Annotated in this window: 22 protein-coding genes; 9 read left to right on the top strand and 13 right to left on the bottom strand. The window is 71.3% G+C overall.

Annotated elements, in window-relative coordinates; all coding sequences use genetic code 11:
* Positions 1–4: 4 nt before the first annotated feature.
* Positions 5–1,597, bottom strand: coding sequence for an RDD family protein (locus tag ACZ592_RS26215; RefSeq protein WP_471584087.1), 1,593 nt, complete (start codon positions 1,595–1,597; stop codon positions 5–7).
* A gap of 279 nt (positions 1,598–1,876) precedes the next feature.
* Between ACZ592_RS26215 and ACZ592_RS26210 the strand changes: the two genes are divergently transcribed.
* Positions 1,877–2,362 carry an SsgA family sporulation/cell division regulator gene (locus tag ACZ592_RS26210; protein WP_471584086.1) on the top strand — a complete coding sequence of 162 codons (486 nt, stop codon included), beginning with the start codon at positions 1,877–1,879 and terminating at the stop codon, positions 2,360–2,362.
* A 55-nt stretch (positions 2,363–2,417) separates the two neighbouring features.
* Here the strand turns inward: ACZ592_RS26210 and ACZ592_RS26205 are convergent, their stop codons facing one another.
* Positions 2,418–3,788 (bottom strand): FAD-binding oxidoreductase, encoded by a 1,371-nt coding sequence (locus tag ACZ592_RS26205; RefSeq protein ID WP_471584085.1) that lies wholly within the window; start codon positions 3,786–3,788, stop codon positions 2,418–2,420.
* A gap of 96 nt (positions 3,789–3,884) precedes the next feature.
* Here ACZ592_RS26205 and ACZ592_RS26200 point away from each other — a divergent pair, with 96 nt between their 5' ends.
* On the top strand, positions 3,885–5,453 hold the full coding sequence (locus ACZ592_RS26200) for a tetratricopeptide repeat protein (protein ID WP_471584084.1): 1,569 nt from the start codon (positions 3,885–3,887) through the stop codon (positions 5,451–5,453).
* On the opposite strand, the gene ACZ592_RS26195 is transcribed toward ACZ592_RS26200, so the two are convergent.
* Entirely contained in the window at positions 5,414–5,890 is a 477-nt protein-coding gene (locus ACZ592_RS26195; protein WP_471584083.1) for a MarR family winged helix-turn-helix transcriptional regulator, read from the bottom strand. The two genes, ACZ592_RS26200 and ACZ592_RS26195, sit on opposite strands and share 40 nt — an antisense overlap.
* A 79-nt stretch (positions 5,891–5,969) precedes the next feature.
* Between ACZ592_RS26195 and ACZ592_RS26190 the strand changes: the two genes are divergently transcribed.
* Positions 5,970–6,533 carry a quercetin 2,3-dioxygenase gene (locus ACZ592_RS26190; protein WP_471584082.1) on the top strand — a complete coding sequence of 188 codons (564 nt, stop codon included), beginning with the start codon at positions 5,970–5,972 and terminating at the stop codon, positions 6,531–6,533.
* A gap of 22 nt (positions 6,534–6,555) precedes the next feature.
* Here ACZ592_RS26190 and nthA read toward each other — a convergent pair whose 3' ends face one another.
* The 4 genes from nthA to hppD form a co-directional block, all read right to left on the bottom strand.
* A complete protein-coding gene (gene nthA, locus ACZ592_RS26185; protein WP_471584081.1) occupies positions 6,556–7,143 on the bottom strand; it encodes a nitrile hydratase subunit alpha in 588 nt (195 codons plus the stop codon).
* Positions 7,140–7,418, bottom strand: coding sequence for an SH3-like domain-containing protein (locus tag ACZ592_RS26180; RefSeq protein ID WP_471584080.1), 279 nt, complete (start codon positions 7,416–7,418; stop codon positions 7,140–7,142). The genes nthA and ACZ592_RS26180 overlap by 4 nt, the downstream gene beginning before the upstream one ends.
* On the bottom strand, positions 7,411–7,710 hold the full coding sequence (locus ACZ592_RS26175) for a hypothetical protein (protein ID WP_471584079.1): 300 nt from the start codon (positions 7,708–7,710) through the stop codon (positions 7,411–7,413). Before ACZ592_RS26175 ends, ACZ592_RS26180 begins: the two co-directional genes overlap by 8 nt.
* Before the next feature lie 73 nt (positions 7,711–7,783).
* Positions 7,784–8,932, bottom strand: coding sequence for a 4-hydroxyphenylpyruvate dioxygenase (gene hppD / locus ACZ592_RS26170; RefSeq protein WP_471584078.1), 1,149 nt, complete (start codon positions 8,930–8,932; stop codon positions 7,784–7,786).
* Positions 8,933–9,053: 121 nt separating this feature from the next.
* Between hppD and ACZ592_RS26165 the strand changes: the two genes are divergently transcribed.
* The 6 genes from ACZ592_RS26165 to ACZ592_RS26140 all read left to right on the top strand — a co-directional run bounded on the left by ACZ592_RS26165 (position 9,054) and on the right by ACZ592_RS26140 (position 14,051).
* Positions 9,054–9,524: an Lrp/AsnC family transcriptional regulator gene (locus ACZ592_RS26165; protein ID WP_361723912.1), complete on the top strand. Its 471-nt coding sequence runs from the start codon at positions 9,054–9,056 to the stop codon at positions 9,522–9,524.
* Positions 9,525–9,571: 47 nt separating this feature from the next.
* Entirely contained in the window at positions 9,572–10,219 is a 648-nt protein-coding gene (locus ACZ592_RS26160) for an ABC transporter permease (protein ID WP_471584390.1), read from the top strand.
* Positions 10,212–11,498, top strand: coding sequence for a betaine/proline/choline family ABC transporter ATP-binding protein (locus tag ACZ592_RS26155; protein WP_471584077.1), 1,287 nt, complete (start codon positions 10,212–10,214; stop codon positions 11,496–11,498). Before ACZ592_RS26160 ends, ACZ592_RS26155 begins: the two co-directional genes overlap by 8 nt.
* Positions 11,495–12,400 carry an ABC transporter permease gene (locus ACZ592_RS26150; RefSeq protein WP_471584076.1) on the top strand — a complete coding sequence of 302 codons (906 nt, stop codon included), beginning with the start codon at positions 11,495–11,497 and terminating at the stop codon, positions 12,398–12,400. The genes ACZ592_RS26155 and ACZ592_RS26150 overlap by 4 nt, the downstream gene beginning before the upstream one ends.
* Entirely contained in the window at positions 12,397–13,365 is a 969-nt protein-coding gene (locus ACZ592_RS26145) for a glycine betaine ABC transporter substrate-binding protein (RefSeq protein ID WP_471584075.1), read from the top strand. Before ACZ592_RS26150 ends, ACZ592_RS26145 begins: the two co-directional genes overlap by 4 nt.
* Positions 13,366–13,451: 86 nt before the next feature.
* Positions 13,452–14,051 (top strand): ArsR/SmtB family transcription factor, encoded by a 600-nt coding sequence (locus ACZ592_RS26140; RefSeq protein ID WP_471584074.1) that lies wholly within the window; start codon positions 13,452–13,454, stop codon positions 14,049–14,051.
* Between the two features lie 168 nt (positions 14,052–14,219).
* On the opposite strand, the gene ACZ592_RS26135 is transcribed toward ACZ592_RS26140, so the two are convergent.
* The 6 genes from ACZ592_RS26135 to ACZ592_RS26110 form a co-directional block, all read right to left on the bottom strand.
* Complete coding sequence (locus ACZ592_RS26135; protein ID WP_471584073.1) at positions 14,220–15,020, bottom strand: S16 family serine protease; 801 nt, start codon at positions 15,018–15,020, stop codon at positions 14,220–14,222.
* A 105-nt stretch (positions 15,021–15,125) separates the two neighbouring features.
* Positions 15,126–15,767: an IclR family transcriptional regulator gene (locus ACZ592_RS26130; protein ID WP_355816862.1), complete on the bottom strand. Its 642-nt coding sequence runs from the start codon at positions 15,765–15,767 to the stop codon at positions 15,126–15,128.
* Positions 15,768–16,115: 348 nt separating this feature from the next.
* Positions 16,116–17,912 (bottom strand): DEAD/DEAH box helicase, encoded by a 1,797-nt coding sequence (locus tag ACZ592_RS26125; RefSeq protein ID WP_471584072.1) that lies wholly within the window; start codon positions 17,910–17,912, stop codon positions 16,116–16,118.
* 136 nt (positions 17,913–18,048) lie between these two features.
* Positions 18,049–19,497 carry an MFS transporter gene (locus ACZ592_RS26120; protein ID WP_471584071.1) on the bottom strand — a complete coding sequence of 483 codons (1,449 nt, stop codon included), beginning with the start codon at positions 19,495–19,497 and terminating at the stop codon, positions 18,049–18,051.
* 83 nt (positions 19,498–19,580) lie between these two features.
* Complete coding sequence (locus ACZ592_RS26115; RefSeq protein ID WP_471584070.1) at positions 19,581–19,856, bottom strand: DUF397 domain-containing protein; 276 nt, start codon at positions 19,854–19,856, stop codon at positions 19,581–19,583.
* Positions 19,853–20,704: a helix-turn-helix domain-containing protein gene (locus tag ACZ592_RS26110; RefSeq protein ID WP_471584069.1), complete on the bottom strand. Its 852-nt coding sequence runs from the start codon at positions 20,702–20,704 to the stop codon at positions 19,853–19,855. Before ACZ592_RS26110 ends, ACZ592_RS26115 begins: the two co-directional genes overlap by 4 nt.
* Between the last annotated feature and the right edge of the window lie 86 nt (positions 20,705–20,790).

Raw genomic sequence — 20,790 nt, 5'->3', positions numbered from 1 at the left:
GCCGTCATCCCGCGACGAAGGTGCCCGCCGCCTTGTCGTGCCAGCACTGGCGCCACGGCCGGTCGAAGACGCACCACAGCACGCCGACGACGCCGATCACCAGCAGGCCCGGCACGCTGTACACCAGCCAGCGCCTGAGCGCCGCCCCGAACGACGGGGCCTCGTGCTCCTCGATGTCCCGCACCTCGATGCCGCACACCTTCTTGCCCAGGGTGCGGCCCCACTTGGCGGTGGGCAGCGCCTCGTAGAGGACGCCGAAGAGCAGCAGGACGGCGAGGACGAGGCCCAGGTAGCCCGCGGTGGTGCCGTCGAGCAGCCAGACCGTGGTCTTCTCGCCGGAGAGCTTCGCCGCGTCGATCTTGCTGTCGACGTGGTCGGCGGCCTTGGTGCCGAGCGGCAGCGCGGCGGCGCCGGTGACGGCGGCCAGGACGACGGTGTCGACGAGCCGGGCCACCAGACGCCTGCCGAGTCCGGCGGGCCTGGCCGCGGCCTGGGCCTGCGCGAGGCCGAGGAACGGGTCCTCGGCGACCGGCTTCCACGGCACCACGGGCTGCCCCTCGCCCTGCGGGGCGGGGGCCTGCGCTGCCGGGGACTGTGCGGCCGGGGACTGCGCGAGCTGGTGCACCTGCTGGGCCCAGGAGGGCGAGCCGCCGCCGGGCCCGGAGGTGACCGGCGTGGACACACCGCCCTGCTGCGGCACGATGCCCTGCTGGGGCTGGGGCTGGGACGGCTGCGGCTGCTGGTTCGGGTTCTGCTGGTTCTGCTGGTTCTGCTGATTCGGGTTCTGCTGGTTCGGGTGGTTCTGGTTCTGCCGAGGGGCGGTCCCCTGCTGCGGTACGGAGGCCTGGGCGGCGGCCGTCCGGCCGCCCCGCTGCCCTGCCGTGGGGCGCACGGCGCGGATCGACATGGTGCCGTCCGTGCCGGGCGACGCGGCGGGGGTGGCCTGTCCGCCGGGCTTCTCTGCCGCGGGCCGCACCGGCCCGCTCGGCCGACGGAACGTCACTGTGCCCTCGCCCGTGGTCGGCTGGGCCGCGCCCGGCCTTATGGCGCGGATCGCGACGGTGCCGGGGTTGCTCGCGTCGTGCGGCGGCGCGGCGGGCTCGGGCGCCTTCGGGGCCTGCGCGGCCGCGGGGTCGTCGTCGGCCTGCGCGCGGGGCGCGGCCTCGCTCGGCACGCGCGGGTCGGCCTGTCCGGGACCGCCCCAGGAGACCCGGTGGTCCTGCTCGCCGCCGAGTCCGGCCTGGCGGCCCGCGTCGGCCTGCCAGGCGGACGCGGGTTCGGGACGCGCGCCGTGCTGGTCCGGCGCGCCCTGCGTCCCCGGCTGTCCCTGCTGCCCCGACTGCCCCTGCTGCGGCTCCTCGTCGAAGAAGTGCGGGCCCGTCTCCTCCACGGCGGGCGGCGCCGCGGAGCCCGCTTCGGCGCCGGGGTGCGCGCCGGGCGGGGCCGGCAGCGGCTCGCCGTCGGACGGCGCGGGACGGCTCGTACCGGGGACCCAGGCGGCACCGTTCCAGTACCGGACATATCCGGGAATGGACGGGTCGGGGTAGTAGCCTTCGCGCGGCCGGTCGTCGCCTGGGGCCGGAGTTGGGGCGCTCATGTCCGTCGTCCCGTATCTGCTCGGGGGTCTTTTATGGGCTCCACATCTATCAGACCTCCGTGTGTCACCGGGCGGGTCCCGGCGTACGGACCACTTTCCGGGCACGCTCCCCACACATCCCCCGCGTCCCCCCACGCCTCCCGAGGGGCACGTCGGGGAAGTCGTCCGAAGAAATTTTCCGGAACCCGCGTAATGCCCGGACGATCTCGCGCTCTCCACTCGTACGGGTCCGCTCCCAGGGCCCCTACGTAAGTTACAAGGAGAAGGAAGGGCATCGACATGCACTCCGTGGTGGAACGCGAACTGGAACTCAAACTGGTCCTCTCGCCGGAACGGGCCATCCCCGTCCCGGCCCGCCTCACCTACCGCACCGACGACCCCTACGCCGTCCACATCGCCTTCCACATCGGCTCCGAGCACCCGGTGAACTGGACGTTCGCCCGCGAGCTCCTGGTGGAAGGGGTGTTCAGGCCGTGCGGCCACGGCGACGTGCGGGTCTGGCCGACGAAGGTGGACGGCCGCAGCGTCGTCCTGATGGCGCTCAGCTCGCCGGACGGCGACGCGCTCCTGGAGGCGCCGGCCGCGGCCGTGTCCGCCTGGCTGGAGCGGACGCTGCGGGTGGTCCCTCCGGGCTCTGAGTCCGAGCAGCTCGGCATCGACGACGGCCTCGCCGAGCTGCTCGCGCCCACTCCGGGCCGTGGCCGTGCGGACGAGCTGTGGCTGAGCGACCCGTGGCCCTCGGACGAGTCCAAGGACGGTGAGTGAACTCCGCCGCCACGGGGGCGATCGCGGAGACCTGCCGGACCGGTTCACCCGGATCTCAGAACAGTTTGCCCGGGTTGAGGAGTGAGTGGGGGTCGAAGGCCGCCTTGACGGCCTGCTGCATCTCCACTCCCACCGGGCCGATCTCGCGCGCCAGCCACTCCTTCTTCAGGACGCCGACGCCGTGCTCGCCGGTTATGGTGCCGCCGAGTTCGAGGCCCAGGGCCATGATCTCGTCGAAGGACTCGCGGGCGCGCCTGCTCTCGTCGGGGTCCGCCGCGTCGAAGCAGACGGTGGGATGGGTGTTCCCGTCGCCCGCGTGCGCGCAGACCCCGATGGTCAGGCCGTACTTCTCGCCGATGCGCTCGACGCCGTCGAGCATGTCCGCGAGCCTCGTGCGGGGCACGCACACGTCGTCGATCATCGTGGTGCCCTTGACGGCCTCGAGCGCGGTGAGCGACAGCCGACGTGCCTGCAGCAGGAGTTCGGACTCGGCGGCGTCCTCGGCGGGGACGACCTGGGTGGCGCCCGCGGCCTCGCAGAGCGCGCCGACGGCGGCGAGGTCGGAGACCGGGTCCGCGGTGTCGAAGGCGGCGAGCAGCAGCGCCTCGGTGGTCTCGGGCAGGCCCATCTGGGCCAGGTCGTTGACGGCCTTGACCGTCGTACGGTCCATCAGTTCGAGGAGCGAGGGGACGTGGCCGCCCTCCATGATCCGGCAGACGGCGTCGCACGCGGCCTTGGTCGAGGCGAACTCGGCGGCCAGGACGAGCTGCTGGGGCGGCTCGGGCTTGAGGGCGAGGATCGCGCGGACGACGATGCCGAGGCTGCCCTCGGAGCCGACGAAGAGCCGCGTCAGGTCGTACCCGGCGACGCCCTTGGCGGTGCGCCGGCCGGTGCTCATGAGCCGCCCGTCGGCGAGGACGACGTCGAGCCCGAGGACGTACTCCGCCGTCACCCCGTACTTCACGCAGCACAGACCGCCGGAGGCGGTGCCGATGTTCCCGCCGATGGTGCACGTCTCCCAGCTGGAGGGGTCCGGCGGGTAGTACAGGCCGTGGGCGTTGACCGCGCGCGACAGCGTGGCGTTGACGACGCCCGGTTCGACGACCGCGATGCGGTCGACGGGGCTGATCTCCAGGATGCGGTCCATCTTGACGAGGGACAGGACGATGCAGCCCTCGCTGGCGTTGGCGGCGCCGGACAGGCCGGTGCGGGCGCCCTGCGGGACGACGGGGACGCGCAGCTCGGTGGCGGTGCGCATGACGTGCTGGACCTGCTCGACGGTGCGCGGCAGGACCACCGCGGCCGGCAGGCCCGCCTCGCAGAAGCTCGCCATGTCGTGGGAATAGGAGGACGTGACGTCCGGGTCGGTGAGGACCGCCTCGGCCGGGAGGCCCTCCTGGAGGAGTTCGATGAGGGTGCGGCTCATGATCACAGCCTCGCACCCGGGGCCATCGGTGTGAACCCGTGTGCGACGCCCTTCGCGGACCGTGATGTGCTCTTCGTATTGACGCACAGTGACGTCATGAAGCCTTCGGTGAAGCGTGTGCTGATCGGCTCCGTCGCGGGGAGCGTGGCGCTCGGCGGCGTGCTCGTGCTGCTGCCCCGGGACGCCGGGGACGCGGCGCCGCCCGCCCTCGGCCCCGCGGGGCGGGCGATGGCGGCGGTGGGGGCGGGCGTGCCGGCCGCGCTGCCGGACCTCGCGGCGCTCATCGGGGAGCGCGAGGCGCATCTGCGGGCGCACCCCGGCGACGACCAGTCCTGGGCGGTGCTCGGCTCGGCGTACGTGGCGCGGGGCACGCGGACCACCGACTTCGCCAACTATCCGAAGGCCGAGAGCGCGCTGCGCACCTCCCTCAAGGCGAAGCCGCAGGGCAACGCGGAGGCCCTGACGGGGCTCGCCGCGCTCGCCAACGCCCGGCACGACTTCCGCGCCGCCCGCAAGTGGGGCGAGCTCGCGGCGAAGCAGGCGCCGAAGCGGTGGGCGGCCTACCCTGCGCTGATCGACGCGTACAGCGGTCTCGGCGACGCGAAGGGCGTCGGCCGGGCCCTGGAGTCCTTGCAGGAGCTGGGGTCGGGCACGGCGGTGATGTCACGGGCGGGGCAGGTCTACCGTGACCGGGGCTGGCGCGAGGACGCGAACGCGGCGCTGACCGACGCGGCGGCACTGGCCGAGGCCCCGGCGGAGAAGGCGGCGGGCCTGTACCGGGTCGGGGAGCTCGCGTGGGAGCGGGGCGAGCCGGCGCAGGCGCTGCGCTACTACGACGCGGCGTTCGCCGCCGACGCGGACCACCATCCGGCGCTCGCGGGCCGCGGCCGCGCGCTGGCCGCGCTGGGCCGCTCCTCGGAGGCGCTGAGCGCCTACCGTTCGGCGCTGACCCGGCATCCGCTGCCCGAATACGCGCTGGAACTGGGCGAGTTGTACGAGTCGCTGAAGCTGACCCCGGCGGCCCGCGCGCAGTACGACGTACTGCGGGCCAGGGTGAAGCAGGAGGGCGCGGACGGCGTCAACAACGAGCGGGTCCTCGGGCTCTTCGAGGCGGACCACGGTGACGCGGACGCGGCGGTGGAGCGGCTCACGGCCGAGTACGAGCGGCACGGCAGCCCGGCGAACGCGGACGCGCTGGGCTGGGCCCTGCACCGTTCCGGCGACGGCGAGGCGGGCCTGAAGCTCGTCACCAAGGCGATGGACAAGGGCCCGCGCAGCGCCCTCGTCGCCTTCCACCGGGGGCAGATCGAGCGGGAGTTGGGCTACTACGGTGCCGCGCGCCGCCACCTGGGCGAGGCGCTGCGCATCAACCCGTACTTCTCGCCGCTGGGCGTGCCCGCGGCGAAGGAGGCGCTGGAGGCGCTGGGTGAGCCGCCGGAGGGCGGGCCCGAGCAGATGTACGCGCCGCGTCCGGTGCCGCAGGGCCCGCAGGCGGCGCCGCGGGGGCAGGGGACACAGCAGCAGCACCGGCAGTCGACGGGCGGCCAGGCCCCGTCGCAGCCCCCGTCACAGCGCCAGTCCCGGCAGGCGGCACCCGGGCAGACGACTCCCTCGGCGCCGAGCGGTCAGTCCTCGACCTCCACGCGGACGTCCCCGGGCACCTGAGGGGCGGGCGGCGGCCCCCACGGCGCGTCCAGGGCCGTCCACAGGGCGTCGACCGCGTCCCGCCCGATGCGCTCGGCGAGCCGTTCCTCGAGGCGGGCCAGGACCGCCGTGGCCTCGCGGTGCGCGCGCTCGCCCTCGGGGGTGCGCCGGATCAGCCGCTGCCGGGCGGAGCCGGGGTCGGGCACCTGCGCCAGGAGTCCGGCGCCGACGAGTCCGTGCACGGCCTGGTGGGCGGTCTGCCGGGTGACGCCCATGCGGCGCGCCAGCTCGGAGACGGTGGTGCCGTCCTGGTCGAGGACGGCGAAGAGCTGTACCTGGGTGGGCGATACGGGGGTGGCGCCGGAGGCCGCCATCGCGGCGAGCAGTCCTTCCTCGAACCAGCGCCTGGCCTCGCCGAGGAGCTGGGGGAGGTTGCGGTGTCCGGGGTTCGTCGTCATTAATGTCAGGGTACCTGACACGATGGCGCCCGGCACAGCCGCACGGGCACCCCTCACCCCCTCCACCCCCAGGAGCGCCATGACCATCGAGTACGCCACCCGCTACCGCCGGGCCTCCCGCATTCCCCCGGAGCCGGGCAAGCCCTACTTCATCGAGAAGGGCGAGGGGGACCGCGCGCACCTCTTCGGCGACCTGATCACCGTCTACGCGGGCGGCGAGCAGACCGAGAACACCTTCAACTTCTTCACCGTCGAGGGCCCCAAGGGCGATCTCATACCGGCCCACGTGCACGCCGACACCCACGAGGTCTTCTACGTCACCCAGGGCGCGGTCCGGCTGTTCGTCGAGGACACGCAGGGTGTGCAGCAGGAGAAGCTGCTCACCCCCGGCGACTTCGGCTTCGTGCCCAAGAACTGCCGGCACGCCTACCGCATGGAGCGCCACCACAGCCAGGTCGTCGGCGTCGCGGCGGGCCCCGGCGGCACGTTCGAGCGCTTCTTCGAGAACCTCGGCGCCCCCACGGACCGACACGGCCTGCCGCACCGGCCGTTGACACCCGAGCCGGACAAGTTCGGGACCGTGCCCAAGGAGTACGACGTGCGCTTCCTGCCCGACCACGCGTGGCGCACCGACTCCGCGTAACGCCGGTCGCCGCCGCCGTCCTCTAGAGGGCCGCCGTACCGATGAGCCCGTTCCGCGTCACCCGGGCCGCCAGCTCCTCCTCGTCCAGGGAGCCGGTGTCCGCGGGGCGGCGCGGCAGGACCAGGTAGCGGGTCTCCGCGCTGGAGTCCCAGACCGTGATGCGGGTGGCGGACGGCAGGTGCAGGCCGAACTCCGCGAGGACGGCGCGGGGTTCGCGGACCACGCGCGAACGGTAGGCCTCGCTCTTGTACCAGCTGGGCGAGGGGCCGAGCAGCCGCACCGGGTAGCAGGAGCAGAGGGTGCACACGACGACGTGGTGCGCCTCGGGCGTGTTCTCGACGACGCGAAGGCGTTGGGGCTGGACTCCCCCGGCGGAGTAGCCGAGTTCGGTCACGGCCGTCGTGCCGTCGGCGAGCAGCCGCTCCTTGTACGCCGGGTCGGTCCAGGCGCGCGCGACGACCCGCGCGCCGTTCAGCGGGGTCGCGCCGGCGAGGAAGGCGTCCAGCATCTCGTCGAGGGCGGCGCCGACGACGATGCCGCGCTCCTCCAACAGGGTCTCCAGGCGCCTGACTCGGCGGGAGATCTCCGCGTCCGTGTGCGTACCGCTCATGGGGTGTCGTCCTCCAGATAGCTTTCCCACAGGTCGAGCACGACGTCGTGGTCGCCCTCGCCCCACAGCTCCCGCGCCGCGAACCGCACCGCGTAGACCTGCTCGACGGGCGCGTCGGCGCGGCCCTGCGAGCGGACGTCGGCCAGCGGATGGCGGCCCTCGGGCTCGACGACCACGCCGTGCTTGCCGCGGGCGTAGCGCGGCAGGCGGGTGTGGTGGGGCGGGTCGTGGTGGACGGTCCGCACGGGGGCGCCGGGTCCGAAGCGGTCACTCACGGAGGTCACCGTCAGCGTCGAGAGCGCCGGGTTCGAGCACGCCCTTGCGTTCGAGGAGCGTGCGGATCGCGTGGAACCAGCGCTCGTAGTACGAGGCAGCCAGGTACTCCGCGGGCGGCATGGTCTCGATGGCGTCCCGGAACTCGTCCAGGTTGTACACGCCTTCGCGCACCAGCGCGCTGTTGAGCGCGAAGACCCGCGCTTCCCAGTCGGCGTGGAAGGGCTCGGTGTCGTCGCTGGTGTCGAGCGCCCCGAACCCCTGCATGCCACCGACGTCATTCATCCTGGCCATGACGGCACACTAGCCCGCCGGGAACGCGAAATCGCCGGACAGGCGGGACCTGTCCGGCGATGGGAGGAGGTGCTCAGAGGTTGCCCCGCTTCTCCTGCTCCCGCTCGATCGCCTCGAACAACGCCTTGAAGTTGCCCTTGCCGAAGCCCATCGATCCGTGCCGCTCGATCATCTCGAAGAAGACCGTCGGGCGGTCCTGGACCGGCTTGGTGAAGATCTGCAGCAGGTAGCCGTCCTCGTCGCGGTCGACGAGGATCTTCAGCTCGCGCAGGGTCTCGACGGGCACGCGGGTCTCACCGGCCCACTCGCCGAGGGTGTCGTAGTACGAGTCCGGGGTGTCGAGGAACTGGACGCCCGCGGCGCGCATCGTGCGCACGGACTCGACGATGTCGTTCGTGGCGAGCGCGATGTGCTGGACGCCGGCGCCGCCGTAGAACTCCAGGTACTCGTCGATCTGCGACTTCTTCTTGGCGATGGCGGGCTCGTTGATGGGGAACTTCACCTTGAGGGTGCCGTCCGCGACCACCTTCGACATCAGCGCGCTGTACTCGGTCGCGATGTCGTCGCCCACGAACTCCTTCATGTTCGTGAAGCCCATGACCTTGTTGTAGAAGCCGACCCACTCGTTCATCTTGCCGAGCTCGACATTGCCGACGCAGTGGTCGATCGCCTGGAACGTGCGCTTGGCGGGCGGCTCGACGATCGGGTTCGCGACGCCGAAACCGGGCAGATACGGCCCGTCGTAGTCGGTGCGCTCCACCAGGGTGTGGCGGGTCTTGCCGTACGTGGCGATGGCGGCGAGGACCACCTTGCCGTTCTCGTCCTTGACCTCGTACGGCTCGGTGATGCCGCGGGCACCGTGCTCGACGGCGTAGGCGTAGGCGGCGCGCGCGTCCGGGACCTCGATGGCGAGGTCGACGACGCCGTCGCCGTGCTCGGCGACGTGGGAGGAGAGGAAGTGACCCCAGTCCGTGGAGGGCTTGATGACGGAGGTGAAGACGAAGCGCGCACCGCCGTTCGTGAGCACGTAACTCGCGGTCTCGCGGCTGCCGTTCTCCGGTCCGGAGTAGGCGACCAGCTTCATGCCGAACGCCGTGGAGTAGTAGTGCGCCGCCTGCTTGGCGTTCCCCACGGCGAAGACGACCGCGTCCATTCCCTTGACCGGGAAGGGGTCGGCCTCGCGCGCGGTTTCGGGGGTGGTGTGGGTGGTGGTCTCAGTCATGCCTTGAGGCTCCCGCCGAACCACAAGGTGCGCAATAGTTCGCGTTTTCAGTGGTCAATCTGAACAGTCGCTGGCCAGTATGGGCAGGCTATCTGTACATCATGACCATCACGGAGGCGTCATGTCGATCGATCATCTGGACGGCCGGCTCATCGTGCTGCTGGCGCGCGAGCCGCGCATCGGGGTCCTGGAGGCCTCCCGCAGGCTCGGCGTCGCGCGCGGCACGGTGCAGGCGCGGATGGACCGGCTTCAGTCCAATGGAGTCATCCGCGGCTTCGGCCCCGAGGTCGATCCGGCGGCGCTCGGCTACCCCGTCACGGCCTTCGCGACCCTGGAGATCAAACAGGGCCAGGGGGCGGACGTACGCGCGCATTTGGCGACCGTCGCCGAGGTGCTGGAACTGCATACCATCACCGGCCACGGCGATATGCTCTGCCGCCTCGTGGCCCGGTCCAACGCGGATCTCCAACGTGTGATCGACCGGGTCGTGGGCTTTGATGGCATCGTCCGGGCTTCCACGGCGATCGTCATGGAGAACCCCGTTCCGCTGCGGATCATCCCGCTGGTGGAGCAGGCGTCCGAAGACCCCTGAGTCACCGACCTTGTGAGTACCTTCGGAAAGGCGAGGTGAGCACTTCAGTGAATTTCTGGGACTACCTCGGCAACCGCCACCAGCAACTGCTGACGGACGCGTACCAGCACGCGAGCGCCGTCTTCCAGTGCATGGTCGTCGCCACCGTCATCGGCGTACTGATCGGCGTCTTCACCTATCGCAGCGAATGGGCGGGCAATCTCGCCACGACCGCCACCTCCACCATCCTCACCGTCCCGTCCCTGGCCATGATCGGTCTGCTGATCCCCGTCGTGGGGCTCGGTGTCGCGCCGACCGTCATCGCGCTGACCCTGTACGGGCTGCTCCCGATCGTGCGCAACGCCATCGTCGGTCTGCGCGGTGTCGACCCGACGCTCGTCGACGCGGCGAAGGGCATCGGGATGTCCCGCACCGCCCGCCTCTTCCGGGTGGAGCTGCCGATCGCCTGGCCGCCCATCCTGACCGGCATCCGGGTCTCCACGCAGATGCTGATGGGCATCGCGGCCATCGCCGCGTACGCGTCCGGACCCGGGCTCGGCAACGAGATCTTCCGCGGCATCGGCTCGCTCGGCAGCAAGAACGCGCTCAACCAGGTGCTCGCGGGCACGCTCGGGATCATCATCCTGGCGCTGCTCTTCGACGCCGCGTACGTCCTGATCGGCCGGCTGACCATCCCGAGGGGGATCCGTGTCTGAGACCACCGCCAGCGAGAGCACGACGGACGAGGGCGCCGGGCGGGCCGCCACCACCACCTCCGGCGCGACGATCGAGCTGGAGAACCTCACCAAGCGCTACGCGGGCAGCGGCGACCCCGCCGTGGACAGCGTGAACATGGAGATCAAGGCGGGCGAGATCGTCATCCTCGTGGGGCCCTCCGGCTGCGGAAAGTCGACCACCCTGAAGATGATCAACCGGCTCATCGAGCCGACGAGCGGCCGCATCCGCATCAACGGCGAGGACGTCACCGACATCGACCCGGTGAAGCTGCGCCGCAAGGTCGGGTACGCGATCCAGTCCTCCGGGCTCTTCCCGCACATGACCGTCGCGCAGAACATCGCGCTCGTGCCGAAAATGGTCGGCTGGGGGAAGTCGAAGATCAAGTCGCGGGTCGAGGAGATGCTCGACCTGGTCGGCCTCGACCCGGCCGAGTTCCACGGCCGCTACCCCCGCCAGCTCTCCGGCGGACAGCAGCAACGCGTGGGCGTGGCACGGGCGTTGGCCGCCGACCCGCCCGTACTCCTGATGGACGAGCCGTTCGGCGCGGTCGACCCGATCACCCGCGACCACCTCCAGGACGAGCTGATCCGGCTCCAGCACGAGCTGCACAAGACGATCGTCTTCGTCACGCACGACTTCGACGAGGCCATCAAGCTCGGCGACCGGATCGCCGTGCTGCGGGAGCGCTCGCACATCGCGCAGTTCGACACCCCCGAGGCGATCCTCACCAACCCCGCGGACGACTTCGTCTCCGGATTCGTGGGCGCGGGCGCGGCCCTCAAGCGCCTCAACCTCACCCGCGTACGCGATGTGGAGATCGCCGACATCCCGACGGTGACGGTCGACGACCCGCTCCAGGACATCTTCGACAAGCTCCGCGGCGGCTCCACCAACGAACTGCTCCTGCTCGACAAGCGCGGCCGCCCCTACAAGTGGCTGCGGCGCGGCGACCTGATGCGCGCCAAGGGTTCGCTGGCCCGCGCGGGCACCCTCGTCCACGACACGGTGACCCGGGACGCCACCCTGCGCGACGCGCTGGAGGCCGTCCTCACGGACAACGCGGGACGGGTCGCGGTGACGGGGCGGCGCGGCGAGTACACCGGCGTCGTCGACATGGAGACGCTGATGAACTCCGTGCACGAGATGCTGGAGGCCGACCGGCTCGAAGCCATGGAGCACCAGCACGAACTGGAGGAGCAGCGCTCGCAGTTGACCCGCTACGAGCAGGAAGGCGACGGCGGGGAGGCCAAGGCGTGACAGGCACTCCCGGGGGCACGCCCCGGATCCCGGACCACAAACCGTCGCCGAAGGAAGCCTCGCGCCCCGAGGGCGAGCACGAGGTCAAGGGGCTCGCCTTCCGCGACGCGGGCGAGGCCGAGCAGGAGGCCCCGCAGACGCCGCCGCCCGTGGCGCGCGCGCCCCGCCGGATCACCTGGCAGCGGCTGACGTTCCTGCCCGCCGTCCTCGCGGTGGTCCTGCTGGCGACCTGGTGGTGGTTCCAGCAGGCAGACCTCGACTCGATCTCGAAGAACGCGCTGGCCAACGGCAACGTGTGGCTGAGGCTGCGCCAGCACATCGAGCTGACGGCGATCTCGACGTTCTTCGTCCTCATCATCGCCATCCCGCTCGGCATCCTGCTGACCCGCAAGCGGCTGCGCAAGGGCGCCCCGGTCGCGATGGCCCTGGCCAACATCGGCCAGGCGACCCCGGCGATCGGCCTCCTCGCGCTCCTGGTGATCTGGCTGGGCATCGGTGAGAAGGCCGCGCTGATCGGCATCATCATCTACGCCGTGCTGCCGGTCCTCTCCAACACCATCGCGGGCCTGAAGGCGAACGACCCGACCCTGATGGAGGCGGCGCGCGGCATCGGCATGTCACCGCTCGGCGTCCTCGGCAAGGTCGAACTCCCCCTGGCCGTACCGCTGATCCTCGCGGGCGTGCGCACGGCCCTCGTCCTCAACGTCGGCACGGCGACCCTCGCCACGTTCGGCGGTGGCGGCGGCCTGGGCGACCTGATCACCACGGGCATGACCAACCAGCGGATGCCCGTCCTGATGCTCGGCTCGATCCTGACGATCGCGCTCGCGCTCCTGGTGGACTGGCTGGCCGGCCTCGCCGAACTGGCCCTGCGCCCGCGCGGTCTGGAGGTGGAGTCATGAGGATCTCGCTGCGCACGACCCTCGTCGCCGTCCTGGGCGGCGCGCTGGTCGCCGGGTGCGGGCTCACCAGCGGCAGTCCGATGGTGGACGACGTCAAGCCGGGCTCCATCGGCAAGGGCCTGCCTTTGAAGGGCGCCGATCTCACCGTCACGTCCAAGGAGTTCACCGAGCAGCTGATCCTCGGCGCGATCATGGGCATCGCCTTCGAGGCGGCCGGCGCGGACGTGCTGGACCGCACCGGCATCCAGGGCTCGATCGGCGCGCGCGAGGCCGTCAAGAGCGGCGACGCGGACGCCATGTACGAGTACACGGGCACCGCCTGGATCACGTACCAGGGCAACAGCAAGCCGATCACGGACCCGCAGAAGCAGTGGCAGGCCGTGCGCGACGCCGACCGGAAGAACGGCATCACCTGGCTGACGCCCGCCACCCTCAACAACACCTACGCGCTGGCGATCAACCAGAAGAACGACGCGAAGTACAAGACCAAGACGCTCTCGGACGTGGCGAAGCTGTCCAAGTCCGACCCGAAGGCCGTGTCGCTGTGCGTGGAGAGCGAGTTCGCGTCCCGGGAGGACGGTCTGCCGGGCATGCAGAAGGCGTACGGGATGAAGATCCCCTCGTCCAGCATCACCAAGATGGACACCGGGATCATCTACACACAGGCGTCCAAGGGCACGTGCACCTACGGCGAGGTGTTCACCACCGACGGCCGCATCAAGGCGATGAACCTGACACCGATGGAGGACGACAAGCACTTCTTCCCGAACTACAACGCCGCTCCGGAGATGAACAGCAAGGCTCTGGAGAAGCACCCGGCGATGGCGGACGTCCTCGCCCCCATCACGAAGAAGCTGGACAACACGGTGGCGCGGGACCTCAACTCCAAGGTGGACGTGGAGGGTCAGGACCCGCACGAGGTGGCGAAGGACTGGCTGATCCAGGAGGGCTTCGTCAAGGAGTGACCCGGCGGGCCGCCGCCGCACCGTCCAAAGGCTCCGTTGCAAAGAAACCGTTGCAACGGAGTCTTTGCATCTCTACTCTGAGGAACATGACGGAAGAGCCGCACCTGCGCAACGTCCACCACCTCAACGCCCGCTCGCTGCGCGGGCTCGCCCACCCCCTGCGCATGCGGCTGCTCGCCTCGCTCCGCCTCGACGGCCCCGGGACCGCCTCCCAACTGGCGGACCGCCTCGGCGAGTCGAGCGGCGCGACCAGCTATCACCTGCGCCAGCTCGCGGAGTACGGCTTCGTCGAGGACGACCCGGACCGGGGCAAGGGGCGGGAGCGGTGGTGGCGCTCGGTCCACCAGGGCACCATGACCGACGAAAACCTCCTGCGCGACCAGGACCCGGAAGTCCGGGGCGCGCTCAGCACCCTTCTGCACGAATACGCGACGCAGCGCTCCCAGGAGGTGTCCACCTGGATCGCCACGCGCCACGAGTGGGCACCGGTGTGGAGTGAGGCGGCGGACACCAGCGACTTCACGTTGACCCTGACGCCCGGACTCGCCTCCGAGCTGAGCCACAAGATCCACGACCTCATCGAAGGCTACCGCGCACTGGCCCCGGACGAAGGAACCCCGGACGCGGCCAAGGTGCGCATCCACTCGCACGTCTTCCCGACCCGGCCGATGACCGACGGCACCTGAGATCCGACAGCGCCCGAGAGGGGCCCGCCATGCACCCCGACATCCACCTGATGCTGCACGACACCCGCGCCGAGGAATTAAGGGGCGTGACCCGCGAACGCACCCCCCGGACCCACCCGCTCCGCAGTCAACTCGGCTGGACGCTCGTCGAGTTGGGCCTGCGTCTGGTCAGCAGCTCGGGACCTTCGTACCCTTCTCCAGGGCGCGCAGCGAGTCGACCGTGCCCTTCAGTGTCGTGACCGGGACCAGCCTGAGGCCCTTCGGCAGCTCCGCCTGAGCGTCCGAGCACTCGTCCTCGGGGACCAGGAAGACGGTCGCGCCGTCGCGCCGCGCGGCCTGCGTCTTCAGGGCCACACCGCCGACGGGGCCGATCTCGCCGTCGGCCGTGATGGTGCCGGTGCCCGCGATGGTGCGGCCGCCCGTGAGGTCGCCGCCGCTGCCGTCGCCGTCCAGCTGGTCGATGATGCCGAGCGAGAGGAACAGTCCCGCGCTCGGGCCGCCGATCTTGCCGAGGTCGGCCTTGACGTCCACCTTGTCGGTGTCGTCGACGCCGTTCGCCCTCAGATAGGACAGCGCCGCCTTCGTGGCGTCGTCCTGGGACTTCTTCATGTCGCCGAGGTTGTGCTTCTCGACTTCCTCGACGTCGTCGCCGACCGGGTAGACGGAGTCCTTCGGCATCACCGCCCGGTCCGTACGGAACCAGCCGTCGATCACGTCGCCGAGGTACACGTCCGTCTGCGGCCCCGTGGCCACGATGGTCGTCATCCGCAGCTCCCCGTCGGTCTTGCGCGTCGGCGCGCCGGTGACCGTGAGCACCGGCTTGCCCTCGTGCTTGCCGAGCACGTCGGACGTGCTGCCGGGCTGCGCCACGGCGAACGGCAGCGGCGCGAGCCCCGCGACGGCGAGCAGGGCCACCACGGGCAGGGCGCAGACGGCGAGGGCCTGGGGACGCGTGAGACGAGAGAACACGGGATCAATCTAACGTGTACGGGGGGAAGGCCCGTCCGGCGATCGAGGACGGGCCCGGCGCGGCCGGCGGTCGACCGAGCCCCGTGGACCCGGTCGCCCCGTGGCTCAGCGCAACGCGTCAGCGACCTCGCGCGCCGCGTCGACGACCCGCGGCCCCACCCGCTCCGGCACCGCGTCCGCCAGCATCACGACGCCGACGCTGCCCTCCAGGCCCGTGACGCCGACCAGCGGCGCCGCCGCCCCGCTCGCGCCGGCCTCCAGCTCGCCGTGGGTGAGCGCGTAGCCGGGGTCGGTGACCAGGCCCTGGCGGGCGGCGAGGATGGCGCGGCCCGCGGCGCCCCGGTCGAGCGGGTGGCGGAAGCCGGTGCGGTAGGCGACGTGGTAGTCCGTCCACGTGGGCTCGACCACGGCGACCGCGAGGGCCTCCGTGCCGTCGACGAGCGTCAGGTGGGCGGTGGCCCCTATGTCCTCGGCCAGCGAGCGCAGCGCGGGCAGCGCGGCCTCCCGCACCAGCGGGTGCACCTGACGGCCGAGCCGGAGCACGCCGAGGCCCACGCGGGCCCGGCCGCCCAGGTCCCTGCGGACGAGGGCGTGCTGTTCGAGGGTGGCGAGCAGGCGGTAGACCACGGTGCGGTTCACGCCGAGCTTGGTGGAGAGCTCGGTGACCGTCAGGCCGTGGTCGGTGTCGGCCAGCAGCTTGAGGACGCGCAGTCCTCGGTCGAGCGTCTGGGAAGTCTCCGCGGTCACGACGCCCACTCCTTAGGTGAGGGTCGGCGGTCCCCTGACGCGGCGGTTGCGCCGCCGGTCCCGTGGGCGACGCGCGTCAGAGGCCGCCGGTCGGCAACACCGGCTGCGCTCCGCGGCGGCGCTGCCACGGGGCGTGTACGTAGCGGGGACAGTAGCGAGGCCGTCCCGCTCAGCGGAAGACTTCGTCCAGAATCCGGGCACCGTGACGCCCCTAGCGCCCCCCATTGCCCCGTTACGCGGCGGGCGCCGGGGAAGTCGTCCGCACCACCTCCGCACACGACCTCCGCACTCGGAACACCCCCCTCCCCACCTGCGGGACCCGTCGGGCGGGCCCCGCCGGCCGGTGGGTCACTTCATGCGGGTGGCCCACTCCTGGACCTTCTCGATGCGCTGGCGCAGCTGTCCGGCCGTGGCCTCCGCGCTCGGCGGCCCGCCGCAGGTGCGCCGCAGCTCGGTGTGGATCACGCCGTGCGGCTTCCCGCTCTGGTGGACGTACGCGCCGACCATCGTGTTGAGCTGCTTCCTGAGCCCGAGGAGTTCCTTGTGGGAGACGACCGGGCGACGCTCGGCGGGCAGCTCGAGGAGGTCGGCCTCGTCGTCCGGCTTCTTCTTGCTGTGCGCGATCTGCCGGGCCTGCCGCTTCTGGAGCAGCATCTGCACCTGGTCGGGTTCGAGGAGCCCGGGGATGCCGAGGTAGTCCTGCTCCTCCTCGCTGCCCGGGTGGGCCTGCATGCCGAACTCGGCGCCGTCGAAGAGGACGCGGTCGAAGACGGCCTCGGACTCCAGGGCCTCGAAGGAGAACTGTTCCTGCTCGCCGGTGTCCTCGTCCTCCTGCTTGTTGGCCTCGTCCATCTCCGCCTCGGACTCGGCGTAGGGGTCCTCCTCGCCCTCCTTCTTCGGCTTGTCGAGGACGTGGTCGCGCTCGACCTCCATCTCGTTGGCGAAGCCGAGGAGGTCGGGGACGGTGGGCAGGAAGACGGACGCGGTCTCGCCGCGCCGCCTGGACCGTACGAAACGGCCGACGGCCTGCGCGAAGAAGAGGGGCGTCGAAATGGTGGTGGCGTACACGCCGACGGCGAGGCGCGGCACGTCGACGCCCTCGGACACCATCCGGACGGCGACCATCCACCGGTCGGTGCTCGCGGCGAAGTCGTCGATGCGGTGGGAGGCGCCGGTGTCGTCGGAGAGGACGACGGTGGCCTTGCTGCCGGTGATCTCGCGGATCAGCTTGGCGTAGGCGCGCGCGGAGTCCTGGTCGGAGGCGATGACCAGGCCGCCCGCGTCGGGGATGGCCTTCCTGACCTCGCTGAGCCGCTTGTCGGCGGCCTTGAGGACGTTCGGCATCCACTCGCCGCGCGCGTCCAGGGCGGTGCGCCAGGCCTGCGAGACGGCGTCCTTGGTCATCGGCTCGCCGAGCCGCGCGGCGATCTCGTCACCGGCCTTCGTGCGCCAGCGCATGTTGCCGGAGTACGAGAGGAAGATGACGGGCCGCACGACGCCGTCGCCGAGCGCGCTGCCGTAGCCGTACGTGTAGTCGGCGGAGGAGCGCCGGATGCCGTCCCGCCCCTCCTCGTACTGCACGAAGGGGATGGGGTTCGTGTCGGACCGGAACGGCGTACCGGTCAGGGCGAGCCGCCGGGTCGCGGGCTCGAACGCCTCCAGGCAGGCCTCGCCCCAGGACTTGCTGTCGCCCGCGTGGTGGATCTCGTCGAGGATCACGAGCGTCTTGCGCTGCTCGGAGCGGTTGCGGTGCAGCATGGGCCGCACGCCGACGCCCGCGTACGTCACGGCGACGCCGTGGTACTCCTTGCTGAGCGGTCCCGCGCTGTACTCGGGGTCCAGCTTGATGCCTATACGGGCGGCGGCCTCGGCCCACTGCTTCTTCAGGTGCTCGGTGGGCGCGACCACGGTGACCTGCTGGACGACGTGGTGGTGCAGCAGCCAGGACGCGAGCGTGAGCGCGAACGTCGTCTTGCCGGCGCCGGGGGTGGCGACGGCGAGGAAGTCTCGCGGCTGCTCCTGGATGTACCTGTCCATCGCCCCCTGCTGCCAGGCACGCAGCTTGTTGGCGGTGCCCCAGGGGGCGCGGCCGGGGAAGGCGGGAGAGAGGTGGTGGGAGTTGGCGGCGGCGCTGGTGGTAGTCACGGTCTCCGGGTTCGCAAGGTCGGCGGCACGTATGACAACCGGGCCACCTTACCGGTGATGCGTCGACGGACACCTGAGCGGCGGGCGGCGCCGGAGGCGGGTGCGACGGGTCTCACACCCGCCGGACATCCGCGCCTCAGACGGTACGTTCCTTCAGCCGCGTCCCCACCCACGCCCCCACCAGGGCGACCGCCGCCATCGGCACGAAGACGGCGACGAACGCGCCCGGATGGGACCCGGCGGCCCCGCCCGCCCCGTGCGCCGCCCCGGCCGCGCCGCCGCCGAGCGCGGCGAACGCGGCGCCGCCCACGGCCAGCAGCAGGACGTTCGAGAGGCCGTCGGAAATCTGCAGGGCGGCCGAGTTGGACCCGGCGTCGGCGGGCGGCGAGAGCCGCAGCAGGAGCACGCTGGTCGAGGCGATGACCATGCCCATGCCGAAGCAGCCGAAGCCCCACGCGACCCCCACGACCCACACGGGCACGGACTCGATCAGTACGGTCGGCGCGGTGAGGATGGCGGCCGCCACGAGCACCATCCCGAAGGCCACGAGCCGCGACCGGTACGGCTCCATGCGGGGCCGCGACTGGACGTAGGACCCGAGCGCCCAGGTCCCGCCGCCGACGGCCAGCGAGAGCCCGGCCAGGGTGGGGCTCAGTCCGCGCTGGGTGACGAGCATCAGCGGCACGAAGGACTCCGCCGCGATGAACGACCCGGCCGCGATGCCGCGCAGCAGCACCACGGACGGCAGGCCGCGGGCGGCCCGGTAGGTGCCCTTGGGCAGCAGTCCGAGGACGGCGGGCACGAGGACGGCCGCGCCGGCCGCGGCGGGCAGCAGCGAGAGCCACCGCAGGTCCTGCCCCGCGTACTGGAGCAGCCCGGCGCCCAGCGAGATCCCGAGCGCGAGGCGGATGCGGCGCCGGTCGAAGGCCGCGACGGGCGCGGCCGGGTCGACGGGACCGGCGGCGGTACGCCGTATCGCGGGCAGCGCGAGGACGAGCGGCGCGACGACGAGGACGGGGATGCCGACGAAGACCCAGCGCCAGCCGAGGTGTTCGGTGACGGTGCCGGACACCAGGGGCCCGACCACCGAGGGCACCACCCAGCTCGCCGCGAACGCCGCGAGGATCGAGGGCCTCAGGTGCTCCGGGTAGGCCCGGCTGACGATGACGTACAGCGCGACGATGACCAGTCCCCCGCCGAGCCCCTGCACGGCCCGCCCCGCGATGAACAGCCACATCGACCCGGCGGTCCCGCTCAGCAGCAGCCCCGCCGCGAACATCGAGATCCCCGTGGCCAGCGGCCCCAGCGGCCCGCGCCGGTCGGCCCACTGCCCGCTGAGCACCATGCCGAAGAGGCTGGTCGTGAAGTACCCGGAGAAGGCGAAGGCGTACAGCGAGACCCCGTCGAGCTCCCGCGCGGCGACGGGCATCGCCGTCCCCACGGCGGTCGCCTCGAAGGCGATGAGCAGCACGACGGAGACGATGCCGATGCTGAGGGCGCGGTGGGGTGCGCTCAGCACGCCGCCGGACCTGCCGGTCGGGGCCGGCGGGGCGGTGGTTTCGGCGGCGACGCCTGTGTCGGTCATGCACGCCAGGGTAAGAGGCGTGGGCCGGTTTTACCCCTGTCCGGGGGAGGGGTCTGTCTGGTCCCTTGGTCTTACGCCGACGCCTACGCCTGGGCGTACGCGTACGCGACGAAGTCGGACCAGGCGGTGGGGGTGAGGGTGAGGTGGGGAGCGTGGGGGGTCTTGGAGTCGCGGATGTGGATGGTGCGGGGGGTGGAGGCCACCTCTAGGCAGTCGTTGCCGTCACCGCTGCTGCTGTAGCTGCTCTTGAACCACTCCAAGGCGACCTCGACGCAGCTGTCGCCTTCGCTGCCGCTGCTGTAACTGCTCTTGAACCACTCCAGCCCGGAAGCGTCCCCTGCGGCGGCCTTGCGGATCATGTCTCTCCCAGCAATTCCTCGATGAAAGCCAGCGACTTCGGCGGTGTAAGGGCCTGGGCCCGGACGATGCCGTACCTCAGTTCGAGAATACGTAGCCGCCTCAGATCCGTGACCGGGCGCCCGTTGAAAGCCCCTTCGGAGCGCGCCACCGCCGTACCGTCGTCAAACTTCAGTACCTCGATCCCACCATCCACACCGGCGTGTTCCTCGCGGTCGATCGGCATCACTTGAATCTCGACATTACGCAACTGCCCCACCTCAAGAAGGCGTTCGAGCTGCTGCCGCAAGACCATTCTGCCCCCGAGCGGACGTAGGAGCGTCACCTCCTCCTGGATGAAGCTGAACTCGGGCGCCGGACATCGGTCGAAGATCGACTGCCGCGCCATCCGAGCAGCCACCACGCGCTCCACTTCATCCGCCGAGTACGCAGGCCTCCGCATCCCGAAGAGTGCCCGCGCGTAACTCTCCGTCTGCAGCAGGCCGTGGATGCTGTGGCTGCTGTACAACCCCAGCTCGACCGAGCGCTCCTCCAACTTCGCCAGCTCCCGAACCCTCTTCGGATACCGGGCCTCCCGCATCTCCTTCTTCATCGCGGAGACAAGGCCCTTCGCGTCCAGCACCTCGTCCACCTTGTCCAGGTACTCGGGGCGAGGGATGCGCGCCCCGCGCTCGATCTTGCGGATCAGGTCCTCCCCGTACCCGATCGCCTCGCCGAACTCGGCGACCCGCAGGCCCGCCGCCTCCCGGCGCAGCTTCAGCTGCTGGCCGACCATTTCGACGACCGAGCTGATCTCGTCCTCGGGGTCGACGTCCCAACCGGGTTCATCCACACCGTCGTTGCGTTCCACCGCGGCCACCTCCGACGTGCCGTCCAAGCCCAACGCGCACTCGTACCCGGACGGCACCCGGGACAGCCGGGACAAGCCGGGACAAC

The organism is Streptomyces sp. NPDC040622, assembly GCF_055593965.1.
The sequence above is the reverse complement of the archived record's forward strand: the minus strand, read 5'-3'. Positions and strand labels throughout refer to the sequence as shown.

What these genes read in the sequence shown, in the direction of transcription:
- ACZ592_RS26190 (WP_471584082.1), top strand. Translation starts at nt 5,970, where the DNA reads ATGACCATCGAGTACGCCACCCGCTACCGCCGGGCCTCCCGCATTCCC.
- nthA (WP_471584081.1), bottom strand. Translation starts at nt 7,143, where the DNA reads ATGAGCGGTACGCACACGGACGCGGAGATCTCCCGCCGAGTCAGGCGC.
- ACZ592_RS26205 (WP_471584085.1), bottom strand. Translation starts at nt 3,788, where the DNA reads ATGAGCCGCACCCTCATCGAACTCCTCCAGGAGGGCCTCCCGGCCGAG.
- ACZ592_RS26120 (WP_471584071.1), bottom strand. Translation starts at nt 19,497, where the DNA reads ATGACCGACACAGGCGTCGCCGCCGAAACCACCGCCCCGCCGGCCCCG.
- ACZ592_RS26200 (WP_471584084.1), top strand. Translation starts at nt 3,885, where the DNA reads ATGAAGCCTTCGGTGAAGCGTGTGCTGATCGGCTCCGTCGCGGGGAGC.
- ACZ592_RS26140 (WP_471584074.1), top strand. Translation starts at nt 13,452, where the DNA reads ATGACGGAAGAGCCGCACCTGCGCAACGTCCACCACCTCAACGCCCGC.
- hppD (WP_471584078.1), bottom strand. Translation starts at nt 8,932, where the DNA reads ATGACTGAGACCACCACCCACACCACCCCCGAAACCGCGCGCGAGGCC.
- ACZ592_RS26175 (WP_471584079.1), bottom strand. Translation starts at nt 7,710, where the DNA reads ATGGCCAGGATGAATGACGTCGGTGGCATGCAGGGGTTCGGGGCGCTC.
- ACZ592_RS26115 (WP_471584070.1), bottom strand. Translation starts at nt 19,856, where the DNA reads ATGATCCGCAAGGCCGCCGCAGGGGACGCTTCCGGGCTGGAGTGGTTC.
- ACZ592_RS26145 (WP_471584075.1), top strand. Translation starts at nt 12,397, where the DNA reads ATGAGGATCTCGCTGCGCACGACCCTCGTCGCCGTCCTGGGCGGCGCG.
- ACZ592_RS26215 (WP_471584087.1), bottom strand. Translation starts at nt 1,597, where the DNA reads ATGAGCGCCCCAACTCCGGCCCCAGGCGACGACCGGCCGCGCGAAGGC.
- ACZ592_RS26165 (WP_361723912.1), top strand. Translation starts at nt 9,054, where the DNA reads ATGTCGATCGATCATCTGGACGGCCGGCTCATCGTGCTGCTGGCGCGC.
- ACZ592_RS26210 (WP_471584086.1), top strand. Translation starts at nt 1,877, where the DNA reads ATGCACTCCGTGGTGGAACGCGAACTGGAACTCAAACTGGTCCTCTCG.
- ACZ592_RS26195 (WP_471584083.1), bottom strand. Translation starts at nt 5,890, where the DNA reads ATGACGACGAACCCCGGACACCGCAACCTCCCCCAGCTCCTCGGCGAG.